18 protein-coding genes are annotated in these 23,926 nt (G+C 71.7%); 8 read left to right on the forward strand and 10 right to left on the reverse strand.

The features are described 5' to 3' along the window. The 7 genes from O3W51_RS37690 to O3W51_RS37720 all read right to left on the reverse strand — a co-directional run. Positions 1-767: NAD-dependent epimerase/dehydratase family protein (locus O3W51_RS37690; RefSeq protein ID WP_269288547.1), on the reverse strand; the 767-nt coding region annotated here is incomplete at its 3' end. A gap of 52 nt (positions 768-819) precedes the next feature. Further along, positions 820-1,770 (reverse strand): S66 peptidase family protein, encoded by a 951-nt coding sequence (locus tag O3W51_RS37695; RefSeq protein ID WP_138355531.1) that lies wholly within the window; start codon positions 1,768-1,770, stop codon positions 820-822. Further along, positions 1,767-3,743, reverse strand: coding sequence for a dipeptidyl-peptidase 5 (locus O3W51_RS37700; protein WP_269288549.1), 1,977 nt, complete (start codon positions 3,741-3,743; stop codon positions 1,767-1,769). The genes O3W51_RS37695 and O3W51_RS37700 overlap by 4 nt, the downstream gene beginning before the upstream one ends. Further along, positions 3,740-5,098 carry a M20/M25/M40 family metallo-hydrolase gene (locus tag O3W51_RS37705; protein WP_138355533.1) on the reverse strand — a complete coding sequence of 453 codons (1,359 nt, stop codon included), beginning with the start codon at positions 5,096-5,098 and terminating at the stop codon, positions 3,740-3,742. Before O3W51_RS37705 ends, O3W51_RS37700 begins: the two co-directional genes overlap by 4 nt. After that, positions 5,091-5,924 carry a M55 family metallopeptidase gene (locus tag O3W51_RS37710; protein WP_138355534.1) on the reverse strand — a complete coding sequence of 278 codons (834 nt, stop codon included), beginning with the start codon at positions 5,922-5,924 and terminating at the stop codon, positions 5,091-5,093. Before O3W51_RS37710 ends, O3W51_RS37705 begins: the two co-directional genes overlap by 8 nt. An 88-nt stretch (positions 5,925-6,012) precedes the next feature. Further along, positions 6,013-6,735, reverse strand: a complete 723-nt coding sequence (locus O3W51_RS37715) for a class I SAM-dependent methyltransferase (protein ID WP_138355535.1) — start codon at positions 6,733-6,735, stop codon at positions 6,013-6,015. 83 nt (positions 6,736-6,818) lie between these two features. Continuing rightward, positions 6,819-9,299 (reverse strand): ATP-binding SpoIIE family protein phosphatase, encoded by a 2,481-nt coding sequence (locus O3W51_RS37720; protein ID WP_138355536.1) that lies wholly within the window; start codon positions 9,297-9,299, stop codon positions 6,819-6,821. Positions 9,300-9,580: 281 nt separating this feature from the next. Between O3W51_RS37720 and O3W51_RS37725 the strand changes: the two genes are divergently transcribed. Continuing rightward, positions 9,581-11,227, forward strand: coding sequence for an MFS transporter (locus O3W51_RS37725; RefSeq protein ID WP_244809501.1), 1,647 nt, complete (start codon positions 9,581-9,583; stop codon positions 11,225-11,227). 98 nt (positions 11,228-11,325) lie between these two features. Here the strand turns inward: O3W51_RS37725 and O3W51_RS37730 are convergent, their stop codons facing one another. Further along, on the reverse strand, positions 11,326-13,773 hold the full coding sequence (locus O3W51_RS37730; RefSeq protein ID WP_138355537.1) for an MFS transporter: 2,448 nt from the start codon (positions 13,771-13,773) through the stop codon (positions 11,326-11,328). Between the two features lie 148 nt (positions 13,774-13,921). Continuing rightward, the gene (locus tag O3W51_RS37735) at positions 13,922-14,371 is read right to left on the reverse strand and encodes an SRPBCC family protein (RefSeq protein ID WP_138355538.1); all 450 of its coding nucleotides are present in this window, start codon (positions 14,369-14,371) and stop codon (positions 13,922-13,924) included. Between the two features lie 102 nt (positions 14,372-14,473). Here O3W51_RS37735 and O3W51_RS37740 point away from each other — a divergent pair, with 102 nt between their 5' ends. Further along, the gene (locus tag O3W51_RS37740) at positions 14,474-15,508 is read left to right on the forward strand and encodes an Rv2578c family radical SAM protein (RefSeq protein ID WP_138355539.1); all 1,035 of its coding nucleotides are present in this window, start codon (positions 14,474-14,476) and stop codon (positions 15,506-15,508) included. A 10-nt stretch (positions 15,509-15,518) separates the two neighbouring features. Then, positions 15,519-16,070 (forward strand): GNAT family N-acetyltransferase, encoded by a 552-nt coding sequence (locus tag O3W51_RS37745; RefSeq protein WP_232485841.1) that lies wholly within the window; start codon positions 15,519-15,521, stop codon positions 16,068-16,070. Here O3W51_RS37745 and O3W51_RS37750 read toward each other — a convergent pair. After that, entirely contained in the window at positions 16,013-16,561 is a 549-nt protein-coding gene (locus O3W51_RS37750) for a HEAT repeat domain-containing protein (RefSeq protein WP_138355540.1), read from the reverse strand. The two genes, O3W51_RS37745 and O3W51_RS37750, sit on opposite strands and share 58 nt — an antisense overlap. A 355-nt stretch (positions 16,562-16,916) precedes the next feature. Here O3W51_RS37750 and O3W51_RS37755 point away from each other — a divergent pair, with 355 nt between their 5' ends. The 5 genes from O3W51_RS37755 (at position 16,917) to O3W51_RS37775 (ending at position 23,925) form a co-directional block, all read left to right on the forward strand. Beyond that, a complete protein-coding gene (locus O3W51_RS37755) occupies positions 16,917-18,731 on the forward strand; it encodes a 3-hydroxyacyl-CoA dehydrogenase family protein (protein WP_138355541.1) in 1,815 nt (604 codons plus the stop codon). A 79-nt stretch (positions 18,732-18,810) separates the two neighbouring features. After that, positions 18,811-19,641, forward strand: a complete 831-nt coding sequence (locus O3W51_RS37760; RefSeq protein WP_443048386.1) for a TetR family transcriptional regulator — start codon at positions 18,811-18,813, stop codon at positions 19,639-19,641. A 422-nt stretch (positions 19,642-20,063) separates the two neighbouring features. Further along, positions 20,064-21,419 (forward strand): crotonyl-CoA carboxylase/reductase, encoded by a 1,356-nt coding sequence (gene ccrA, locus O3W51_RS37765; protein ID WP_138355543.1) that lies wholly within the window; start codon positions 20,064-20,066, stop codon positions 21,417-21,419. Next, positions 21,419-23,416 carry a protein meaA gene (locus O3W51_RS37770; RefSeq protein ID WP_138355544.1) on the forward strand — a complete coding sequence of 666 codons (1,998 nt, stop codon included), beginning with the start codon at positions 21,419-21,421 and terminating at the stop codon, positions 23,414-23,416. The genes ccrA and O3W51_RS37770 overlap by 1 nt, the downstream gene beginning before the upstream one ends. Before the next feature lie 2 nt (positions 23,417-23,418). Further along, the gene (locus O3W51_RS37775) at positions 23,419-23,925 is read left to right on the forward strand and encodes a MaoC family dehydratase (RefSeq protein WP_138355605.1); all 507 of its coding nucleotides are present in this window, start codon (positions 23,419-23,421) and stop codon (positions 23,923-23,925) included. The last annotated feature ends 1 nt before the right edge of the window (position 23,926 follow it).

A 23,926-nucleotide genomic window follows, 5' to 3' on the forward strand; every position in this document is an offset into this window, starting at 1 on the left:
TCCCTTACGTGTACGAAGTCCCGCCGCTGGGCGCCGTCCTCGAAGACGCGGGGGGCCTCGCCGCGTGCCAGGGCGGAGCGGAAGAGCGCGGCGACGCCCGCGTACGGGGTGTCGCGCGGCATCCCGGGGCCGTAGACGTTGTGGTAGCGCAGGGACACCGCGCGGCCGTCGGCTGCGCGGGCCCAGGCGGCGGCCAGGTGTTCCTGGGCGAGCTTGGTGGCGGCGTAGACATTGCGCGGGTCGGTGGGGGCGTCCTCGGTGACGAGGCCGGGGGCGAGCGGATCGCCGCACTGCGGGCAGGGCGGTTCGAAGCGGCCCGCGTCGAGATCGGCGACCCGGCGCGGTCCCGGGCGGACGACGCCGTGCCGCGCGCAGGCGTACCGGCCCTCGCCGTAGACGACCATGGAGCCGGCCAGGACCAGGGACCGCACTCCGGTCGCTGCCATGGCGGCGAGGAGCACGGCCGTGCCGTGGTCGTTGCAGCTGACGTAGTCGGGCGCGTCGGCGAAGTCCTTGCCGAGTCCGACCATGGCGGCCTGGTGGCACACCGCGTCCACCCCGCGCAGCGCGTCCTCGACGGCCGCGCGGTCCCGGACGTCGGCCCGCCGCCAGTCGGCTCCGGCCGGGAGGACGGGCGGTTCGGCGCGGTCGCCGTGGGCGGCGGGGAGCAGGACGTCCAGGACGCGCACATCGTGTCCGGCTTCGAGGAGGGCGGTCACGATATGCGAGCCGATGAAGCCCGCGCCTCCGGTGACGAGTGTCAGCATGCTCCGACGCTACGGTCCCGGCCGGTCCTGACGGCGTGACCCGGCCGGGACGTCAGCGGTCCGTAAGGAGTGCCGGGACCTCGATCGTCAGAGTGCGGGCGTCGGCGTCCAGGACGGCGGGCAGGCCGAGGGGCACGGTGATCGCGGAGTCGCAGTGCCCGAACCCCAGCTCCTCCACGACCGGCACCCCCAGATCGCCGAGCCGGTCGAGCAGCAGCGGGCGCAGGGTTTCGTACGGGCCGCACTCCGCCCAGGAGCCGAGGACGATCCCGGCGACGCCGTCCAGCCAACCGGAGCGCAGCAGTTGGGTGAGGTAGCGGTCCAGCCGGTACGGCTCCTCGCCGGTGTCCTCCAGGAGCAGGATCCCGCCGGCGGCGCCGGGCCGGGCCCCCGGGGTGCCGAGTTCCGCGGCGAGCAGGCAGACGGTACCGCCGAGGGTCCGGCCGCGTGCCCGGCCGGGGACCATGGTCCGGGCGGCGGGCGAGCTGAGGACCTGGACGGTCCGGGGCTCCATCAGGGTGCGGCGCAGATGGTCCTGGGTGGGGTCGTCCTTGAGGAAGGTGGCGGCCGCGGCCATGGGGCCGTGCACGGTGGCGAGCCCGAGCCGGGTGGCGAACGCCTCGTGCAGCACGGTGATGTCGCTGTAGCCGATGAACGCCTTCGGCTCCACGGCTCGCATCGCGTTCCAGTCCAGCAGGTCGACCATGCGCTGGACGCCGTAGCCGCCGCGCGCGCAGAGCACCGCCGCCACCGAGGGGTCGCACCACGCCTGCTGGAGGTCCCGGGCGCGGTCCTGGTCCGCGCCGGCCAGGTAGTCCAGGCCCGGGTGCCGGTCCAGGACATGCGGCGCGACGACCGGGTCGAGGCCCCAGCCGCGCAGGATGTCGAGCCCGGCGTCGAGCCGCTCCCGCGGAACGGGTCCGCTGGGGGCGACGACGGCGACCCGGTCGCCGGGCACCAGTCGGTGCGCGCGGCGCAGCGGCTCCGGAACGGTCCCCGTCATCTGGTGAGACCCAGCTTCGGCACACCGGGCGGCACGAAGCCGAAGACCTGCCCGTAGAGCGAGAGTTCGGCCTCCAGACAGGCGACGATCGTGTCCTCGCGGCGGAAGCCATGGCCCTCGCCCTCGAAGGTGAGGTACGCGTGCGGGATGCCGCGCCCGGCGATCCGTTCCAGGAAGCGCTCGCACTGGACTGGTGGACAGATCACGTCGTCCAGTCCCTGCAACAGCAGGAACGGTGCGGTGACGCGGTCGGCGCCGTTGACCGGCGAGCGCTCGCGGTACCGGTCGGGGACCTCGGCGAGCGGGCCGACGAGGGACTCCAGGTACTGCGATTCGAAGTCGTGCGTCTCACCGTTCGCCGACCAGCCGGTGAGGTCCAGGATCGGGAAGCTGATGGCGCCGCACGCGTACAGGTCGGTGGAGGTGAGCGAGGCTCCGGTGGTCCAGCCGCCGGCGCTGCCGCCGCGGATCGCGAGCCGGGCCCCGTCCGCGGTGCCCTCGTCGACGAGTGCCTGGGCGACCGCGGCGCAGTCCTCGACGTCCACGACGCCCCACTGTTCGCGGAGCCGCTCGCGGTAGGCGCGGCCGTAGCCGGTGGAGCCGCCGTAGTTGACCTCGGCGACGCCGATGCCGCGCGAGGTGAAGTAGGCGATCTCCACATCGAGCACCATCGGGACCCTGCTGGTGGGGCCGCCGTGCACCCAGATCACATAGGGCGGCAGGTCGCCCGCCGGCGCGCCGGCCGCCGGGTTGTGCGGCGGGTACACCTGCGCGTGCACTTCACGGCCGCCGGGTCCGGTGAAGGTCCGGGCGGTGGGGTCCGGCAGAAACGCGGGGTCGACGGTGTCCTGGTGCGCGCAGCCGATGACGCGGGTGTGCCCGGTGCTGGTGTCGAGTTCGACGACCTCGAACGAGGAGCGCGCGCTCGCGGCCACGTCGAGCACCCGGGTGCCGGAGGTGGCGAGGCCCGCGGCCCATTCCGTCCAGCGGCCCGGGACATCGGCCAGTTCGCCGGTGGCCGGGTCGAGTATGGCGAGGCGCTGGGCTCCGACGCCGTGCAGAACGGCGAGCAGGCCCTCGCCGACGGGGGCGAACCAGCGGTAGCCGAGCTTCCACACCGGGCCGGCGAACTCCTCCTGGCGCGGGCAGAGGTTGACGGCCTCGCCGGTGCGGGGGTCGACGCGGTGCAGATTCCACCAGCCGGTGCGGTCCGTGGCGGCGATCAGGGTGCCGTCCGCGGCCCATTCGGCCTGTGCCACCGATTCCTCGGGACCGCCGATCAGGGTGCGGGCGCCGGTGAAGGCGCCGTCCTCCCCGACCTGCGCGAGCTTGAGCTCGGTGCCGTCCCAGGGCATCAGCGGGTGGTTCCAGGCGATCCAGACGACCTGCCGCCCGTCCGGTGAGAGCCGGGGGCCGGTGACGAACCGGTCGGCGCCGTCGGTCAGTTCGCGCACCGCACCGCGGTCGGCGGCGGCCGACCCGTCCAGCGGCACGGCGGCGATGACGCGCCGCACGTCGGAGGGCCCGGCGCCGGTGAACTCCTCCAGGACGCACCAGACCTCGCCCCGGTCCTGGTGGATCTGCGGGTCCACCCACCGCAGACCGTCGCCCACCGCCGAGACGGGCGTCAGCGGCAGCGGTTCCGCACCCGGCCGGTACGCGTACAGGCGCTGGTCGGCGAAGTTCACGAAGACGATCAGCGGGCCGTCCGCGTCCGGTGTGCCGGCCCACGGCCGGCCGCCGTACTCCATGACGCGGCTGCGGACGTTCCACGGTGCGGGCAGCGGGCACTGCTCGCTGCCGTCCGCGAGCCGCCGGACCAGCGCCCGGCGCCCGCCCTCGGCGGGGCGCGGCTCGGTCCACCACACCTCGTCCCCGACGAAGCCCGCGAATTCGGGGCTGCCGTCGTGCGACGCGGCGGTCGCCGCACCGATCGGCGACGGCCAGGCTCCGTACGGGACGTCCTGGGTCATTCCGGTGCCTTCCCTGAGGAGGAGGTCAGAAAGCGGTCGAGCACCTGGACGCCGAAGTGCAGCGCCTCGACCGGCACACGCTCGTCCACTCCGTGGAAGAGCGCCTGGTAGTCGAAGCCCGGGGGCAGCTTCAGCGGAGAGAAGCCGTAGCCGGTGATGCCGAGCCGGGAGAACTGCTTGGCGTCCGTGCCACCCGACATGCAGTACGGGACGACGTGCGCCTCCGGGTCGAAGTGCTCCAGCGCCTCGCGCATCGCCGCGTACGTCGGCGAGTCCACCGGAGCCTGGAGCGGCACCTCGCGGTGGTGGAACTCCCACTCGACGTCCGGGCCGGTGAGCTGGTCCATGGTCTCGGTGAACTCGGCCTCGCCACCGGGCAGCATCCGTCCGTCCACGTAGGCGGTCGAGGTCCCGGGGATGACGTTGATCTTGTAACCGGCCTGCAGCATCGTCGGGTTGGCGCTGTTGCGGACCGTCGGCTCGACGAGCGCGGCGGCCGGGCCGAGCTTGCCGAGCAGCCCGTCCACATCGTCCAGATCGGGTTCGATGCCGTGCAGCGCGGCGAGTTCGGTGAGCGAGGCGCGCACGGTGGCGGTCAGCCGGACCGGCCAGTCGTGTTCACCGATCCGCGCGATGGCCGCGGCCAGCCTGCTGACCGCGTTCGCCGGATTGACCTTGGAGCCGTGTCCGGCCTTTCCGTGCGCCGTCAGCCGGAGCCAGGCGGTGCCGCGCTCGCCGGCGGCCACCGGGTACAGCCGCATGCCGCCGCCCGCGTGGAAGGTGAAGGCGCCCGATTCGCTGATGCCCTCGGTACAGCCCTCGAAGAGATCGGCGTGCTGGTCCGCGAGGAAGCCGGAGCCGAACACGGCGCTGTCCTCCTCGTCCGCGGTGAAGGCGAGCACAAGGTCCCGGGCCGGACGGCGGCCGGTGCGGGCCATGGCCCGCACCGTGGCCAGCACCATCGCGTCCATGTTCTTCATGTCGACCGCGCCGCGGCCCCAGACCACTCCGTCGCGGATCTCGCCGGAGAAGGGGTGCACGCTCCAGTCCGCGGGCTCGGCCGGAACGACGTCCAGGTGGCCGTGGACCAGCAGCGCGTCGGCGCCGGGGTCGCTGCCCTCGATACGGGCCACCACATTGGTACGGCCGGGGGCGGACTCCAGGATCATCGGCTCGATCCCGGCGTCGGACAGCAGCTCGGCGACGTATTCGGCGGCGGGCCGCTCGTTGCCGTCGCCGCCACCGCGGTTGGTCGTGTCGATCCGGATCAGCTCGGAGGTGAAGCGCACCACCTCGTCCAGCGCCTGCTGGTCCACCCCCAGGCCGACCGATTCGAAGACCGCTTGCTCAGCCATACTGTTCCTCCACCGCTGCCGACACGAGCGTGGTGACCGCCTTGAAAGCGCGGATTCCCTCGTACATGGTCGGTGATGTGTAGCCGACTCGGCGTTCGCCGGTCCGCGCCACGCCGGGCACCACCGTGGCGGCCCCGGCAAGGTGTACGGCATCGAACTCGAGCTCGATGTGGAACGGTCCGTCCTGCGCGGGCTCATGGCGCACCGCGAGGGCCACCGCCTCCTTCGCCGCGGCCCGGATGTCGGCCGCGGTCCTGGCCGGGGGCCGGCAGACCGCCGCGTACCGCGACACGTAGTCCTTGACCGCGACCGTGCGGGCCCGCGGCGCGTAGCCGCGCGCGTCGGCGCCGGTACGGTCGTCGCCGGTCACCAGGATCACCGGCACACCGTACTCGGCGACGACCAGCGCGTTCAGCCGCCCCTCGCTCGCCGGCTCACCGTTGGCCCACACGCCCGTGATCGAGTTGGCGAGATAGGTGTGTGCGAGCACGCCCTCGGTCCCGGCGCCCGTGTGATAGCCGACGAACGCGATGCCGTCCACGTCCCCGTGCTGCACGCCCTCGACCATCGACAGGTCCTTGTGGCGGCCGGTGAGCATCTCGGCCCGCTCGTCGAGTTTCTCCAGCAGCAGGTTGCGCATGGTCCAGTGCGCCTCGTTCACCAGGACCTGGTCGGCTCCGCCGTCGAAGAACCCGGCGATCGCGGCATTCACGTCGGACGTGAACATATGGCGGCAGCGCTGCCACTGCTCGCTTCCCGGCAACACATCGGCAGGCCAGGTGACGCCGGTGGCGCCCTCCATGTCGGCCGAGATGAGGATCTTCATGCGAGGCAACGCTACGCGGTTTTGGGCAGCGCATGCCAGAGCTGTGGATAACTGCAGTGGTCTAGACCTCTACAAACCCTGACAGACGCTACCTGACACGGCCCGCCACCAGCCATTGCGACGGCAGCTCGATGCGCGTGCCGTCGGTACGGGACTCCGTCGTCGTCAGCGGCTGCCCGCCGCCGGCCAGCAGCTCCAGACCTGCCGCCCGGAAGTAGCCGGGAACCGCCTCGTCGGCCACCTCGCCCGGGGTGAGGCCGTGCGCGAAGACCGCCCCCAGCTTCGGCGGCGGGCCGCCTGGTCCCTGGGCCAGACCCAGCAGGATGCCCTTCGCGGCCGCGGCCAGCTCGACCGCGAACACCCGCCCCCGCTCGCCGAGCAGTGTCGCGATGCCCTCGACCAGCGGCGCCCGGTCCGCCGGTTCGCACTGGTGCAGGACGCCCCGCATATAGACGTTCGCGTCACCGATCTCCGCGTGCAGCCGGCGGGTCGTGGCCGCGTCGGCGCCGTTGAGCTGCTGGTACTCGGCGACGCCGTGCGGGTCAGCGCGGCGCGCGTGCCCGATCGCCGCCTCGGACAGGTCCACCCCGACCACCCGGTCGTAGCGCTCCGCGAGGTACCGGGTCTGGGTGCCGTTGCCGCAGCCGACGTCGACGACCGGCAGGCCGGCGTCGAAGTACGGCTCCAAGAGCGGCAGCTGCAGGGCGGCGGTGAGGGACGCGTCCGCGTCCCAGAAGACCGCCCCGGCCGTGGCGGGCGCGTCGCGCCAGAAGCTCTCCCAGGCCTGTGTGTAGGTGCCGGGCACGTTCATTTCGGGACTCCCCAGGATCCGACGAAACCTCAGTGACTCGGTACGCGGTGACGCGGCGGCCAGGCGCCGAACAGCCGGCCCCCTCAGCGCCGCCGTCGCGACGCCGACCGCGGCAGCGTCTGCTCGAACCAGACCGTCTTGCCCTGCGCCGTGCGGCTCGTACCCCACTGCCGCGCCAGCCGGCTCACGATCCGCATGCCCCGCCCGTACTCGTCCTCGGGGCCCGTGTTCAGCAGGACCGGGACCGCGTGGTCGTCGTCCGTGACCTCGCACAGCAGGGCGTCGGCCCGCACCAGGCGCAGCTCGACCTCACTGGTGCCCGCGTGCCGGATGGCGTTGGTGACGATCTCGCCGACCAGCAGTTCCGCGGTCTCGGAGACCTCCTCCAGATCCCAGTCGCGCAGCGTCGCGCGGGTCAGCCGGCGGGCGTGCGCGGCCTCGCGCGGATGGCGGGCCAGCTGCCACGTCGCCACGTCCGAACGCGGGATGCCGTTCAACCGCGCCATCAGCAGGGCGACGTCGTCCTTGCGGCCGCCGCGCGGGTTGAGCGCGCGGATGATCGTGTCGCAGGCGTCGTCCATCGACGCCGCCGGGTGCGCGGCGCTCTCGCACAGCGCGGCCAGCCCGGTGCCGATGTCCTGTCCGCGCACCTCGACCAGCCCGTCGGTGCACAGCACCAGCCGGTCGCCCTGCGCGACCGGCACCGTGACCGTCTCGAACGGGACGCCGCCCACCCCGATCGGGGCGCCGGTCGGCACGTCGAGCAGCTCGCTGCGCCCGTCGGCCGCCCGCACCAGGACCGGCGGGATGTGTCCGGCGTTGGAGATCACCAGCTCGGACTCGATCGGGTCGTACACCGCGTACAGGCAGGTCGCCAGATAGTGCTCGCCGAGGCGCTGCGCCAGATCGTCGAGATTGCGCAGCAGCTGGGCGGGCGGCATGCCCATCGCCGCCATGGTCTGGACGGCGGTGCGCAGCTGGCCCATCATCGCGGCCGAGTTCAGCCCGTGCCCCATGACGTCGCCGACGACGAGCGCCAGCCGCGAGCCGGCCAGCTTGATCGTGTCGAACCAGTCGCCGCCGACCCGGCCCAGCCGGGTCCCGGGCAGATAGCGGGTGGCCACGTCGCAGCCCGGCATCCGCGGGGTGATGTGCGGCAGCATGCTGTCCTGGAGGGTGTCGGCGACATTCTCCTGGTACGTGTACATCCTGGCGTTGTCCAGCACGAGGCCGGCGCGGGCGGCGAACTCCGCGCCCGTGGCCTTGTCCATGTCGTTGAAGACCGGACGCTCCTGGTGGCGCAGCAGGATCATGAAGCCGAGCACCACGTTGCGGGCCTTGAGCGGCACCACAAGCATCGACCGGTTGTTGATCAGCGGGCTGATGTCGCGCTTCTCGAACTGCGCGGCGATCGCGTTGCCCATCTGCTCGGAGATCCGCGGTACGAGCACCGGCCGGCCGCTGGTCATGCACTGGAAGAACGGGGTGTGCTCGGGGAACGGCATCGACTCGCCGACCGGCACCACGTCGTCCCAGCGCCCCGGCTCGTCGGTGTGCTCGACGGCCACCCGGTACCACATGGTGGTGACGTCCGGCGGCCCGTCGGGGAAGCCCTCACCCGCGAGCACCTGCTCGCGCAGATACGAGCCGGCGACATCGGTGAAGCGCGGCACCACGGCCGCGCTGACCTCCTGGATCGTGCGGGCCAGATCCAGCGAGGTGCCGATGCGGGCACTGACCTCGTTGAGGAATTCGAGGTGCTCGCGCACCGCGGCGTACTCGAGGTCGGGCGCCAGGTCGGCCGAGGCCGCGGCCTGCGGGTCGAGCTGGGCGGCCGCGGCGGCGCGCTGCCTGGCCCGGCGCTCGTCGCGCCTGGGCACTCCCCAGTCGGGGGTGACCGGCACCCGGTCGTGCTGGCTGAATTCCAGCACCGGATAGCCGAGCTCCAGCACCTGCGAGACGATCCGGGCGCTCTCCACCGGATTCATGCTCGGCAGGATCTCGGGCAGCCGCTTGGCGAGCTGGTCGGCGCCGGAGAACTCGGTGTGCAGCGCGAAGCCGGGCGCGATCCGTTCGAATTCCCCGGCCGGCCCGTGGGCCGCCTGCGCGTCGTCCGCCGAGTCCTCTTCCGGCCCGGAATCCGGCGAGGAGCGTAACTGGGTCGCGTCGGCCGCCAGGACGAGCAGCCGCTCGGGCCCCGGGCCGACGAGCGGGTACGCCCACCACAGGACGTCCACCGCCCCGTCCTCCCGGTCCGCGCCGCCGCCGTGGCAGTCGTCGAAGAGCCGGGCCCGGCCGGCGGTGGGGTACGAGGTCCCTCCGCTGAGCGAGGCGTCCAGCTCGGGGCCGAAGTCGTCCGGCCAGCCCTCGTCCACGACCGCGCTGTTCAGAGCGCCGGAGACCGGGAGCAGATCCACCGCCGGGCGACCGACGGCCTCTTCTTTGGAGCAGCCGAAGAGTTTGCGCGCACCGGTGCTCCAGTGCGATACGAGTCCCGCGCCGTCCACGACGATCACCGCAAGCGGGATCCGTCCGGACAGCCCCGGAGGAATGCGGCGGTCCATGGCTGGGTGGGCTCCTTCCCTCGGAGCCGCTTCACTGGACCGGCCGGGATCTCCCGTCCCGGTGCAAGATCTGCGGCACCTGTACCACCGTACGACCGAGTAAGGGTGCCGCGAAGGGCATTGCCCGAATCCGGGCGCACGCCCGCGCGTGAGCGCCCCCCTGGGCACGTGCTAGCGTCCTTCCTCTCTGTTCGAACTCCAGATCCGTGGTGCGAGTTCGACTCCGGCCGGGTGGGGATCCAAGCCGGAGCACGTAGGACCCGCGACTGGAAGAGAACAACGTGACCACCTGGGAGACCGCGGGCTGGGCCGCCGCAAAGCGTCCCAAGCCCTTTCTCCGACTGGCCGATCCGCGCCGGCCGGTGATGGCGGCGACGCTGTTCGCCGCGGTGCTGCACATCGTGTGGGCGCTGTTCCTGGCCAAGGACGCCGGGGACATGGCCGCCCAGTTCGCGTGGACGGACTTCATCCGCGAGCACCCGGACTCCGCGTACAACCTCTCCTGGTACGGCGGGATGCACCCCGCTTCGTACAGCATCCTGTCGCCCTACATCATGGCGTGGCTCGGGGTCCGTACGACCGCGGTGATCGCGGGCACGCTCTCCGCCACCGTCGCCGCGTATCTGCTGGTCCGCTACCGGATACGGCGGCCGATGCTGCCCGCGCTGTGGACGGCCTTCGCGCTCTGGTGCGACGTGGCGTCGGGCCGGGTGACCTTCGCGCTCGGCATGCTCTTCGCACTGGCCGCCGCCGCCCTGGTCCTCCCCGACGACGACCAGCGGACCTCGCGCATCGTCGGAGCCTCCGCGCTGGGCGGGCTGGCCACCATGTGCAGCCCGGTGGCCGGGCTCTTCATCGAGGTCCTGGCGGGCGCCCTGTTCCTCACCGGGCGGCGCAAGCACGCGTACATCCTGGCCGCGAGCCCGCCGATCGTGGTCGGCGGCACCTCGCTGCTGTTCCCCTTCTACGGGGTGCAGCCGTTCACCTGGTACTTCGCCGCGCTGCCGCTGGCCGCCGCCGTGCTGGTGGCGCTCCTGGTACCGCGCTCCTGGAGCACCCTGCGGACCGGATCGTGGGTCTACGCCGCGGGCATAGTGCTGACCTGGGCGATACCGTCGCCGATCGGCAGCAATGTCGAGCGGCTCTCGCTGCTCTTCGGCGGCACCGCGCTGCTCGCGGCCGCGGTCGGGCGCACCGACCGGGGCCGTAAGACCCTCGTCATCTTCGCGGCGTTCACCGCCGTCGCGGTCTGGCAGGTCGCCAAGCCCGTCACCGACCTGGTCAACACCGCGCCGGTGACCGCGACCATCGAGCACGCCCAGGGGCTCATCGACGAACTGGCCCGGGTCGGGGCCGACCGGGGCCGGGTCGAGGTCGTTCCGCTGCGCTCGCACTGGGAGGCGTCGGGGATAGCCCCGCACGTCAACCTCGCCCGCGGCTGGAACCGGCAGGCGGACGTCGAGCGCAATCCGCTCTTCTACGACGGCACCCTCACCCCGGCCACCTATCTGGCGTGGCTGCAGCGCTGGGGCGTCGGATACGTGGTCCTGCCGTCGGACGAACCGGACGGCGCGGCCGTCGCCGAGGCGAAGATCGTCGCGGCCGGGCACGCCTGGCTGCAGCCGGTCTGGCAGGACGACCACTGGCGGCTGTACAGCGTGACCGGGGCCGAGCCGATGGCCGACCCGCCGTCGATCGTCCGCCAGGCCGGACCGGCCGAGCTGGTCGTCGACGTCCCGACGGCGGGTCCGGTGCTGCTGCGCATCCCGTGGTCGCCGTGGCTGGCGATAGCGGGAGCCACGGACTCCGATCACGGCTGTCTGGAGCAGGCCGGCGACTGGACGCGGCTGTACGCGCCGGCGCCGGGCACGTATCGGATAGGCGGGCGCTACGCCCTGTCCCGCGGGACGCCCTGCAAGAAGGACTGACCCCGGCGCCGCCCGGCGCACACCTCCCTCGCCGCGCCCGGACGCCGAGGGAGTTCCGCATCATCCGCGCGCCCCGTCAGCCCCTCCGTCAGCGCGAGTCAGTCCTCGTGCCCCAGCTGCAGATCGCGTTCGGTGCGCCCGCCGCCCGCGACCTGCAGGACGGTGGCCACCGGCGGGTACCCGGCGGCGATCACGGTGTACTCGCCGGCCGCCAGATCGACGAAGCGGAAGAGACCGTCGGCCCCCGTCGTCACCGAGTCCACCACGTTGCCCGCCGCGTCGAGCAGGGTGACCCGGGCGTCCTCGACCACCCGGCCACCGGGCGCCCGCACCGTGCCGCGCAGCACCGCGCCACCGGCCAGTTCGACGTCCTGCCGGGTCTCACGGGCCGCCTGCACCGAGACCGGCAGCGCGGCGGGGCGGTAGGCGGGAGCGCTGGCGGCCAGCGTGTACTCGCCCGCCACCAGATCGGTCAGCACGTAGCTGCCCTCGCGGGCGCTGCGGGTGCTGGAGACGACATCACCGCGTACGTCGGTGAGCGTCACGATGGCGTCGCGGACCGGGGTGCCGTCCGAGGTGTGCACCGTGCCGGCCAGCCGGCCGGCGCCGCCGAGCACCACGTCCAGCTCGACCGGCCGGTCGCCGACCGTCACGCTGACGGCCTGCGGCTGATGGCCGCCCGCCGCCGCGATCAGTACATAGCTGCCGGTGCCGGGGGTGCTCAGCGCGTACCGTCCGTCCTCACCGGTCGCGCCGCGGCCGATCTGCCGGCCGGTGACGTCGATCAGGGTGAGCGCGGCCCGGCCCACCGAGGTGCCGTCGGAGTGCTGCACGGTGCCGCAGACCGGGACTCCCCCGGCGTCGGCGGTCCGGCCGGCGGCCGTCCTGGCCGGGGGGACGGCGGGATCGGAGACGGGACCATGCTGGGTCACCAGGGGTTTCTCCTTCAGGAGGAATGCGAGCAGGAAGCCGAGGACGAGCACCGGCACCAGGTACAGGAAGATCCGCGGCATGGCTGCGGCGTACGCCTGGACGTAGCCGTCGCGCAGTGCGGCGGGCAGCGTGTGCACCAGCTGCGGGGTGATCGACTGGGGGTCCGGCAGGTGCGCGCCGCGCGGGAGTTCGACGGCGAGCTGGTCGGCCAGCCGGTTGGCGAAGAGCGTGCCGAAGACGGCCGCGCCGACGGATCCACCGATCTGCCGGAAGTAGTTGTTGGCGCTGGTGGCGGCGCCGATGTCGGCCGGCCGCACCGAGTTCTGCACGGCGAGCACCAGGACCGGCAGCACGAGTCCGATACCGAGGCCGAGCACCGCCATGAAGGCGCTGTACTCGACCCGGGAGGTGCCCGCGTCCAGCAGGGACAGCAGCCACATGCCGAGCGCGGAGAGCGCGCCGCCGAGCCGCGGGAAGATCTTGTAGCGGCCGGTCCTGCTGATCAGCTGGCCGGAGGCGACGGAGGCGAGGACGACGCCGAGCATCATCGGGAGCATCAGCAGCCCGGAGCCGGTGGCGCTGGCGCCGTCGACCATCTGCAGGAAGGTCGGCAGATAGCTGGCGGCGCCGAAGAGCGCGACGCCGACGACCGCGCCGACCAGCGCGGTGACGTTGAAGATGCCGTCACGGAACAGCCGCAGCGGGATGACGGGTTCGGCCGCGAAGTGTTCGGTCAGGACGAAGAGCACGGCGCTGACGACGGCGCCCGCGCCGAGTCCGACGATCATCTCCGAGCGCCACGCGTAGGTGGTGCCGCCCCAACTGGTCAGCAGCACCAGACAGGTGGAGCCGGCCGCGAGCAGCAGCGCTCCCAGCACGTCGAGGCGGGGCCGGATCGTGGGGCGGGGCAGCCGCAGCACGACGGTGATGAGGGCGAGGGTGAACAGGCCGAACGGCACGTTGATGTAGAAGCACCAGCGCCATGAGGTGTGGTCGGTGAAGAAGCCGCCGAGCAGCGGTCCGGCGACGGACGCGACCCCGTAGGCGGCGCCGATCAGGCCCATGTAGCGGCCGCGTTCGCGGGGCGGGACGATGTCCGCCATGATCGCCTGCACACCGATCATGAGCCCGCCGCCGCCGACGCCCTGAACCGCGCGGAAGGCGATCAGCTGGTCCATGGTGCGCGACCAGCCGGCCAGCGCGGAGCCGATGACGAAGACGATGATCGCGAACTGGAAGACCCGCTTGCGGCCGAAGAGGTCGCCGAGCTTGCCGTAGATCGGCAGGCCGATGGTCGACGCGAGCAGGTAGGCGGTGACGGCCCAGGACATCTTCTCCAGGCCGTGCAGCTCTCCGACGATCTTCGGGAGGGCGGTCGCCACGATCATCTGGTCGAGGGCGGCGAGCAGCAGTGTGAGCATCAGGCCGAGGAAGACCAGCCGCACTCTGCGCGGGGTCAGGTCGGCCGGCGGAATGCCGGTGGCCGAACCGGACGGGCCGTCCGCGCCGGGCGGCGGGGCATCGGCCGGTTCAGGGCCGGTCGATGCCGCGCCGTCCGCCGGTTCGGCCCGTCCGGACCTTCCGGCCCGTTCGGCCAGAGTGGTTCCGCCCACGTGCCGCTCCCCTCGTCGCGCCTGCCTCGTCGCCCATTTCCCGCATTAAGCGACAACGACGAACAAGCGCGACGATTCTCCGAAGCGATGCAGAACCACCCGTATCAGTGAACGATCGAACCCGGACGGGGCTCAGACGGCACGACGGTTACTCGGCCGCCTCGACCTCGGCGGCCAGCTTCGCGAGCACCTCGTCGTAGATGCGCCCGAGTCCCTTGGGCGCGAAGGTCCGCTCGAAGAAGCCGCCGATGCCGCCGGCGCCGTCCCAGGTGGTGGTGGAGACGACCCTGGACCGGCCGGCACCCGCCGGGGTCACCGTCCACGTGGTGACCATGGACGAGTTGCGGTCGGCCTCGACCAGCTGTCCGGTGGTCGGCGCGGTGACGTCGAAGAGGCAGTCGCGGATCCGCTTGCTGGTCGCCTGCAGCTTCCAGTGCACCAGCGTGCCGGCGCCGCTGCCGCCCTCGCGGACCTCGTACTCGCTGAACTGCTCGGGGAGCAGGGTCTTCCTGGTGCCCGCGTAGTCCGCGAGAGCGTCGTACACCCGCTCCGGTTCCGCTTCGATGACCCGCTGGGTGGTGGCCTCGACCTGCGCCATTTCTTCTCCTCCGGTCCGTGCCCGCATGTGCCGGGCAAGCCAACCACACGCGCTAACCGAATATGTGTTCTATTCTATGGAGGAGCTACTGAGGAGGGCGTCATGCGCTGGGACAACCTGGGCCGCGACGAGGCCGCCACCGCCACCACGCCCGCACTGTTCGGGACGGACGTGGTCACCCGGACCTTCGACACCCCCGAATTCCGCGGCATCACCTTCCACGAGGTACGGGCCCGGTCGATCGTGAACCGCGTGCCGGGCGCCTCGCAGATGCCGTTCGACTGGACGGTCAACCCGTACCGGGGATGCAGCCACGCCTGCGTCTACTGTTTCGCCCGCAAGACGCACAGCTATCTGGACCTCGACACCGGTCTCGACTTCGACTCGCAGATCATCGTCAAGGTGAACGCGCCCGAACTGCTCCGCAAGGAGCTCGCCGGGCCGCGCTGGCAGGGGCAGCACATCGCCATGGGCACCAACGTGGACTGCTACCAGCGGGCCGAGGGCCGCTACCAGCTCATGCCCGGCATCATCGGCGCGCTGCGCGACCACGCCAATCCGTTCTCGATCCTCACCAAGGGCTCGCTGATCCTGCGCGATCTGGACCTGCTGCGGCAGGCGGCCCGGGTCACCGAGGTCTCCATCGCGGTCTCCGTCGGCTTCCTCGACCGCGAGCTGTGGCGCACCGTCGAGCCCGGTACGCCGTCCCCCGGCAAGCGGCTGGAGGTCTGCCGGACGCTGAACGGGAACGGGATCCGCTGCGGCGTCCTGATGGCGCCCGTCCTGCCGTATCTCAGCGACTCCCCCGAGCAGCTGCGCGATACCGTGCGCGCCATCGCGCGGTCCGGGGCCACCTCCGTCACCCCGCTCGTGCTGCATCTGCGGCCGGGCGCCCGCGAGTGGTACCTGGCCTGGCTCTCCGTGCACCATCCGCGGCTGCTCAGCCGCTACAAGGCGCTCTATGCGGACGGTTCGTACGCCCCCACGTGGTACCAGCGGCGCATCACCCGCCAAGTGCACGAGTTCGCCACGGAGTTCGGCATCGGCCCGGCCCGGTCCAACGCCCTTCGGGCCGTCCCGCCGCCCGCCGCCGCCCCGGTGGAGGTCGAGGGACCGACCCAGCTGTCGCTGCTCTAATCTCCTGCCCATGACCGATGTTCGAGTGATGACCGGCGACGACATCGACGCCGTTTCCGCGATCCGGGTGCGCGGCTGGCAGAGCGCGTACGCCGGCATCGTGCCGCAGGGGTACCTCGACGCGATGTCGGCGCCGGAGGACGCGGCCCGGCGCCGCGAGTGGTTCGCCCACGACACCGGCCGGGTGGAGAACCTCGTGTCGGCCGACGGGACCGAGGTCACCGGCTGGGCCGCCCACGGCCCGTACCGGGGCGACGACGCCGAGCCGGGCGACGGCGAGCTGTACGCGATCTACGTCCGCCCGGACCGGATCGGCACCGGCGCGGGCCGCGCGCTCATCGGTGCGGTGCTGGCCCGCGCCGCGGACCGCGACTTCCCGCGTCTGCGGCTCTGGGTGCTGGCCGACAACGCGCGCGCCCGCCGTTTCTACGAGAAGGCCGGCTTCGTGCCCGACGGCGCCGAACAGCAGGAGGACTACGGCGACGTGTTCCTGCGCGAGGTGCGCTACGTCCGCGGCGCCTCGTCGGACGCGGCGCGCGCGCCGGACGCGTCCGCCTCGTAGCCGCCGATCCGCTCGAGGGCCGCGACGGCGGCCGTGCGCAGCCGGGGATGCGCGCACGCGGCCCGCAGTACGGTCGCCGCCCGGGGGTCGCCGAGCTCGCCGAGCCCCTCCACGCAGGCGGGAACGGCGTCCCAGCCGAGGGTCTGCTCGGCCAGCAGCCGGTCCAGGGTCTCGATGAGCGCGGGGACGGATTCCGGCGCCCTCAATTGGACGAGCAGCCGGATCGGCGGTACGGCGTAGGCGACCCGGAGCGGATTGGTCGCGAGCGCGGCGGCGGCCCGCGCGGTGCGCGGGTCCCCCAGCAGGGCGAGCGCCCGGGCCGCGTTCTCGGCCCGTTCCGGCTCACGGTAGTTGAGCAGCAGGGCGAGGGTTTCGAAGGCCCTCCGGTCCCCTGCGGCGGCCAGGGCCACGGCGGCGGCCTCCCTGACTTCGAGGGGCTGCCCCGGTGCGGTGAGTACGCCGGCCAGTTCGTCGCGCGCTGCGGAATCCACCCGCTCAGCCTACGGCGCGCTCATCTGTACGCGGTACAGATCACATGGGCGGTGGTCTGGCGCGTAGGTTACCGGCCGGTTACCCTCGGACCAACGTGCACGGCAGCCTGGTGACGCAGCCGCCGCGCACAGCCCGGAACGCACCACCCGTACGTGTTCCGGGCACGCACCACCGCTCAGCAGCACGCAACACTTCACGTCGGTTCGGCACCATCGCGGCGCGGCCCCGGGACAGGGCCCGCCCTTCACCCTCATGCGGGCATCCACCCCTTCTCCGTGGCCCGCGACTCCACCAACTCCTCAGCCGCGCGCGCCTCCCGGCAGCAGCGGTCTCCTCAGCATCTGGAGTTTCGCGATGGACCGTCCGTCCAGCAGCAGTCCCCTGCCCTCCCTCGCCCTGCCCACCGTCGCCGTCGTCGGCCTCGGCACCATGGGCGCCGGAATCGCCGAGGTCATGGCCCGCGCCGGCCATGAGGTCATCGGCATCGACACCAGCGACACCGCCGCCCGCACGGCTGTCACGGCGCTGGACCAGTCCACGGCGCGTGCCGTCGAGCGCGGCCGGATCACCGAGGCCGAGCGCGCCGACACCCTCGCGCGGTTCCGCACCTTCCCCGACCTGCAGGCGGCCGCCGAGGCCGATCTGGTCATCGAGGTCGTGAACGAGCAGTTCGAGGCCAAGCAGGCGGTCTTCGAGGCGCTCGACCTGATCGTGAAGCCGGACGCCATCATCGCGACGGGCACCAACGCCCTGTCGGTGACCCGGCTGGCCTCGCACACCACGCGCCCGGACCGCGTCCTCGGCCTGCACTTCTTCGCCCCGGCACCCGCCATGAAACTGGTCGAGGTGGTCTCCACCGTCCTGACCTCGCCGGAGGCGACCGCCTCGGTGACCGCGCTGGTGCGCGCGCTCGGCAAGGAGCCGGTCCCCGTCGGCGACCGCCCCGGCTTCATCGCCGACGGCCTGCTGTTCGGCTATCTCAACCAGGCCGCGGCGATGTACGAGTCGAAGTACGCGACCCGCGAGGACATCGACGCGGCGATGCGGCTCGGCTGCGGCCTGCCGATGGGCCCGCTGGCGCTGCTCGACCTGATCGGCATCGACACCGCGCAGACCGTCCTGGAGGCGATGTACGAGGCGTCCCACGACCGGCTGCACGCGCCCGCCCCGATCCTCGGCCAGCTGGCCGCCGCCGGTCTGTCCGGCCGCAAGTCGGGCCGCGGTTTCTACACCTACGAGGCTCCCGGCAGCGAGGTCGTCGTCACCGACGCCTCGACCCCGGACACCGCAGGGACCGCCGGTGTCGCGGGCCGTGACGTCCGCAGCGTGGGCGTCGCCGGATCCGGCACCATGGCGACCGGTATCGCCGAGGTGTTCGCGAAGGCCGGTTACGACGTCGTGCTGGCCGCCCGCTCGCAGGAGAAGGCCGACCAGGCCGTCGCCAAGCTGGCCAAGTCGCTGGACCGCTCGGTCGCCAAGGGGCGGCTGACGCAGGAGCAGCGCGACGCGGCCGTCGCCCGGGTGACGCCGGCCGGCTCGTACGACGCCTTCGGCGACGTGGACCTGGCCGTCGAGGCCGTCGCCGAGGACCTCGCCGTCAAGCAGGCGCTCTTCACCGCGCTGGACGAGGTGTGCAAGCCCGGTGCGGTGCTCGCCACCACGACGTCCTCGCTGCCCGTCATCGTCATCGCCCGCGCGACCTCGCGCCCGCGGGACGTGATCGGGATGCACTTCTTCAACCCGGCGCCCGCGATGAAGCTCGTCGAGGTGGTCCGTACCGTCCTGACCTCGGACGATGTGCACGCCACCGTCCGAGAGGTGTGCGGGAAGGTGCGCAAGCACGCCGTGGACTGCGGGGACCGGGCCGGCTTCATCGTCAACGCCCTGCTGTTCCCGTACCTGAACAACGCCGTGAAGATGGTCCAGGAGAACTACGCGACGGTGGCGGACATCGACACCGCCATGAAGCTCGGCGGCGGGTACCCGATGGGCCCGTTCGAGCTGCTGGACGTCGTCGGACTGGATGTGTCCCTGGCGATCGAGCAGGTGCTGCACAAGGAGTTCCGCGACCCGGGCCTGGCGCCCTCGCCGCTGCTGGAGCACCTGGTGTCGGCGGGGTGCCTCGGCCGCAAGACGGGCCGCGGCTTCCGCGAGTATGCCCGGCGCTGATCATGAGGGCGGCTGGGGCGGTCTGCTCGGCCCGCGGGGGCCGTCCCGGCCGCCCCGTACGTCCCGCGCGGGCCCGGCCATGGAGTACGTTCCACGTATGGCCCAGCCCCTCAAGTCCGCGACGAAGACCACCGCAGAAGGCCCCGCGCCGGCTACGGCGAACGGCCGCCGTGCCGCCGCCCAGCGCCACCGGGTGCGGCAGGACCTCGCCGCGTCCGCGATGCACCTGTTCGCGTCCCGGGGGTACGAGGCGACGACCGTCGACGACATCGCGGCGGCGGCCGGGGTGGCCCGCAGGACGTTCTTCCGGCACTTCCGGTCCAAGGAAGAGGCGATCTTCCCGGACCACGACGACACGCTGGTGCGGGTCCAGGCCGTCCTGGACTCCGCGGAACCGCATGAGCACCCGCTGGACACCGTGTGCCGCGGCATCACCGAGGTGCTGCGGATGTACGCGGAGTCCCCCGAGGTCTCCGTGGAGCGGTACCGGCTGACCCGTGAGGTGCCGACGCTGCGGGAGCGCGAGATCGCTTCTGTGGCCCGCTACGAGCGGCTCTTCACCCGTTATCTGCTGGGCCACTTCGACGAGTCGGCGCACCATGACGGCGACGACGACCCGCTGCTCGCCGAGGTCGCCGCGTCGGCCGTGGTGGCGGCGCACAACCATGTGCTGCGGCGCTGGCTGCGGGCCGGCGGCAAGGGGGACGTGGAGGCGCAGCTGGACCACGCCTTCGACGTGATCAAGGCGACGTTCGGCACCGGCATAGGGGTCAGGCGGCCGGCGGGGCCTCCTTCGGCGCCCGCCGCGGCGGTCTCGCAGACCGGCGAGGTCATGGTCACGGTGGCGCGTACGGACGCCTCGCCCGCCGAGGTGATGCGGATCATCGAGCGGGCGCTGCGGGGCGGCTGACCGCCCGCCGAGCCCCCGCAGAGGTAGGGAACAGCGGCCGTCCGGGTGATCCGGGCGGCCGCTGTTGCTCGTTTGTGGCGCCGGGATGACACTTGAGAGAAATTGTTGGCACGCAGTGTCTTTACGAGTGGCACCCCGTGCCATAACGTTGGGGGCACCTCCCAGCGGTAGCTGGGGGAGTGTCCGGGCGGGCGGCACGTTTATCCCACGCACGCCGTCTGTCCCCAAAGGCCCGGACGCCTGCGTCACAGGCACCCCCGGATCCCGTCCGGGGGAACCACCGCGCCACCGCGCGCACCGGTTCCACCCGTGCGACCGTCACGGGAGCAGTACCCCCGCCGAACCGACGGCACCAGTCACCCGTCAGCCCTCGCCGACGTTCCCTCAAACGTATCTACGTCGCGCTTCGCCGGAGGCACCCCGTGAAGGAAATTCTGGACGCGATTCTCGCGTCGGACAGCTCGGACAACTCGGACCGCTCGGCCGCCGACTTCGCGGCCCTGCCGCTGCCCGAGTCGTACCGCGCCATCACCGTCCACAAGGACGAGGCCGAGATGTTCGCCGGCCTCGACAGCCGTGACAAGGACCCGCGCAAGTCCCTGCACCTGGACGATGTGCCGGTCCCCGAACTCGGTCCCGGTGAGGCCCTTGTCGCCGTCATGGCCAGCTCGGTCAACTACAACTCCGTGTGGACCTCGATCTTCGAGCCGGTCTCCACGTTCTCGTTCCTGGAGCGGTACGGGAAGCTCTCGCCGCTCAGCAAGCGGCACGACCTGCCCTACCACGTGATCGGCTCCGACCTCGCGGGCGTCGTCCTGCGCACCGGACCCGGCGTCAACGCCTGGCACCCCGGCGACAAGGTCGTGGCGCACTGCCTCTCCGTCGAGCTGGAGTCCTCCGACGGCCACAACGACACGATGCTCGACCCCGAGCAGCGCATCTGGGGCTTCGAGACCAACTTCGGCGGTCTCGCCGAGATCGCGCTCGTCAAGTCCAACCAGCTGATGCCCAAGCCCGCGCACCTCAGCTGGGAGGAGGCCGCCGCTCCCGGCCTGGTGAACTCCACCGCCTACCGCCAGCTGGTGTCCCGCAACGGCGCCGACATGAAGCAGGGCGACAACGTCCTCATCTGGGGCGCGTCCGGCGGACTCGGCTCGTACGCCACCCAGTTCGCGCTGGCCGGCGGCGCCAACCCGATCTGCGTGGTCTCCAGTGAGCAGAAGGCGGACATCTGCCGCTCGATGGGCGCGACCGCGATCATCGACCGCAGCGCCGAGGGCTACAAATTCTGGAAGGACGAGCACACCCAGGACCCCAAGGAGTGGAAGCGCTTCGGCAAGCGCATCCGCGAGCTGACCGGCGGCGAGGACATCGACATCGTCTTCGAGCACCCCGGCCGGGAGACCTTCGGCGCCAGCGTCTACGTCACGCGCAAGGGCGGCACCATCACCACCTGCGCCTCGACCTCGGGCTACATGCACGAGTACGACAACCGCTACCTGTGGATGTCGCTCAAGAAGATCGTCGGCTCGCACTTCGCGAACTACCGCGAGGCCTGGGAGGCCAACCGGCTGGTCGCCAAGGGCAAGATCCACCCGACGCTGTCGAAGACGTACTCCCTGGAGGAGACCGGCCAGGCCGCGTTCGACGTGCACCGCAACCTGCACCAGGGCAAGGTCGGCGTCCTGGCGCTGGCCCCGCAGGAGGGTCTCGGCGTCACCGACCACGAAATGCGGGCACAGCACCTGCCGGCGATCAACCGCTTCCGGAACGTCTGATGCCGCGACGCGAAAAAGACCGTCCGTGGCTCATGCGGACGTACGCCGGCCACTCCACCGCCGAGGCGTCCAACGAGCTGTACAAGAACAACCTCGCGAAGGGGCAGACCGGCCTGTCCGTCGCGTTCGACCTGCCGACCCAGACCGGGTACGACCCCGACCACATCCTCGCCCGCGGCGAGGTCGGCCGGGTCGGCGTCCCGGTCTCGCACATCGGTGACATGCGTCGGCTCTTCCAGGACATCCCCCTGGAGGGGATGAACACCTCGATGACCATCAACGCCACCGCCATGTGGCTGCTGGCGATGTATCAGGTGGTCGCCGAGGAGCAGGGCGCGGACATCACCAAGCTCCAGGGGACGACGCAGAACGACATCGTCAAGGAGTACCTGTCGCGCGGGACGCACGTCTTCCCGCCCGGCCCCTCCCTGCGGCTGACCACCGACATGATCACGTACACGGTCAACAACATCCCCAAGTGGAACCCGATCAACATCTGCAGCTACCACCTGCAGGAGGCCGGGGCCACACCGGTCCAGGAGATCGCCTTCGCGATGTCCACCGCGATCGCCGTCCTGGACGCGGTGTTCGCCTCCGGGCAGATCCCGGAGGACCGCCGGGGCGAGGTGGTGGCCCGGATCTCCTTCTTCGTGAACGCGGGTGTCCGCTTCATCGAGGAAATGTGCAAGATGCGGGCCTTCGGCCGGCTCTGGGACACCGTCACCCGGGAGCGCTACGGCATCGAGGACGCCAAGCAGCGCCGGTTCCGCTACGGCGTGCAGGTCAACTCGCTGGGGCTGACCGAGGCCCAGCCGGAGAACAACGTCCAGCGCATCGTCCTGGAGATGCTGGCCGTCACCCTCTCCAAGGACGCCCGCGCCCGCGCCGTGCAACTTCCCGCCTGGAACGAGGCGCTGGGTCTGCCCCGGCCCTGGGACCAGCAGTGGAGCCTGCGCATCCAGCAGGTGCTCGCCCATGAGAGCGACCTGCTGGAGTACGAGGACATCTTCGACGGCAGCCATGTCATCGAGGCCAAGGTCACCGAGCTCATGGAGCTGGTGACGGCCGAGATGGAGCGCATCGAGAAGATGGGCGGCGCCATGGCCGCCGTCGAGTCCGGCTATCTGAAGTCGGCGCTCGTCTCCTCGCACGCCGAGCGGCGCGCCCGCATCGAGTCGGGCGAGGAGAAGATCGTCGGGGTCAACTCGTACCAGGGCACCGAGCCCAGCCCGCTCACCGCGGACCTCGACACCGCCATCATGACCGTCGACCCGGCCAACGAGGCGCGCGTCGTGAGCGCGCTGCACACCTGGCGGGACAACCGCGACGAGCAGCGCGCCCAGGAGTCGGTGGCGGCGCTGAAAGCCGCGGCGGCGGGCAGTGAGAACCTGATGGCCGCGACACTGGCCTGCGTACGCGCCGGTGTCACGACCGGCGAGTGGTCCTGGGCGCTGCGGGACGTCTTCGGCGAGTTCCGCGCCCCCACGGGCGTCAGCAGCGCCCCGGTGGCGGTCACCGCCGAGGCGGGCACCCCGCTGGCCGAGGTCCGCCGCAAGGTCGCCGCGACCGCCGCCGAACTCGGCAGCGGCAAGCTCCGGCTGCTGGTCGGCAAGCCGGGTCTCGACGGGCACTCCAACGGCGCCGAGCAGATCGCCGTACGGGCCCGCGACGCGGGCTTCGAGGTGGTCTACCAGGGCATCCGGCTCACCCCCGAGCAGATCGTGTCCGCGGCCGTGGCCGAGGATGTGCACTGCGTGGGCCTGTCGATCCTGTCCGGTTCGCACGCGGCACTCGTGCCGGACGTGCTGGACCGGCTCCGCAGGGCCGGGGTGGACGACGTACCGGTGATCGCCGGCGGGATCATCCCCCCGGCGGACGCGGCGGCGCTGCGGGCCGCCGGGGTGGCGGCGGTGTTCACCCCGAAGGACTTCGGTATCACTGAGATCATCGGGCGGATCGTGGACGAGATCCGGCTCGCGAACAAGTTGGAGGTATGACGGTGCAGTTCGGTCGCACTTACGAAGAGTTCGAGGTCGGTGCTGTCTACAAGCACTGGCCCGGAAAGACGGTCACCGAGTACGACGACCATCTCTTCTGCCTCCTCACGATGAACCACCACCCGCTCCACATGGACGCGAACTACGCCGAGAACACCACCGACTTCGGCAAGAACGTCGTGGTGGGGAACTACATCTACTCCCTGCTGCTGGGCATGTCCGTGCCGGACGTGTCGGGCAAGGCGATCGCCAACCTGGAGGTCGAGTCGCTCAAGCACGTGGCACCGACGTTCCACGGCGACACCATCTACGGGCAGACCACCGTCCTGGACAAGTGGCCGTCCAAGTCGAAGGACGACCGCGGCATCGTCCACGTCGAGACCAAGGGCTACAAGCAGGACGGCACCATGGTGTGCGTCTTCCGCCGCAAGGTCATGGTCCCCACCGCCACGTACATCAAGGAACGCGGCGGCGAGCAGCCCGGCCGCCCCGAGCTGCAGGAGAAGTGAC

Origin of the sequence: Streptomyces sp. H39-C1 (genome assembly GCF_027158125.1) — a bacterium.
GTDB classification, from domain to species: domain Bacteria; phylum Actinomycetota; class Actinomycetes; order Streptomycetales; family Streptomycetaceae; genus Actinacidiphila; species Actinacidiphila fildesensis.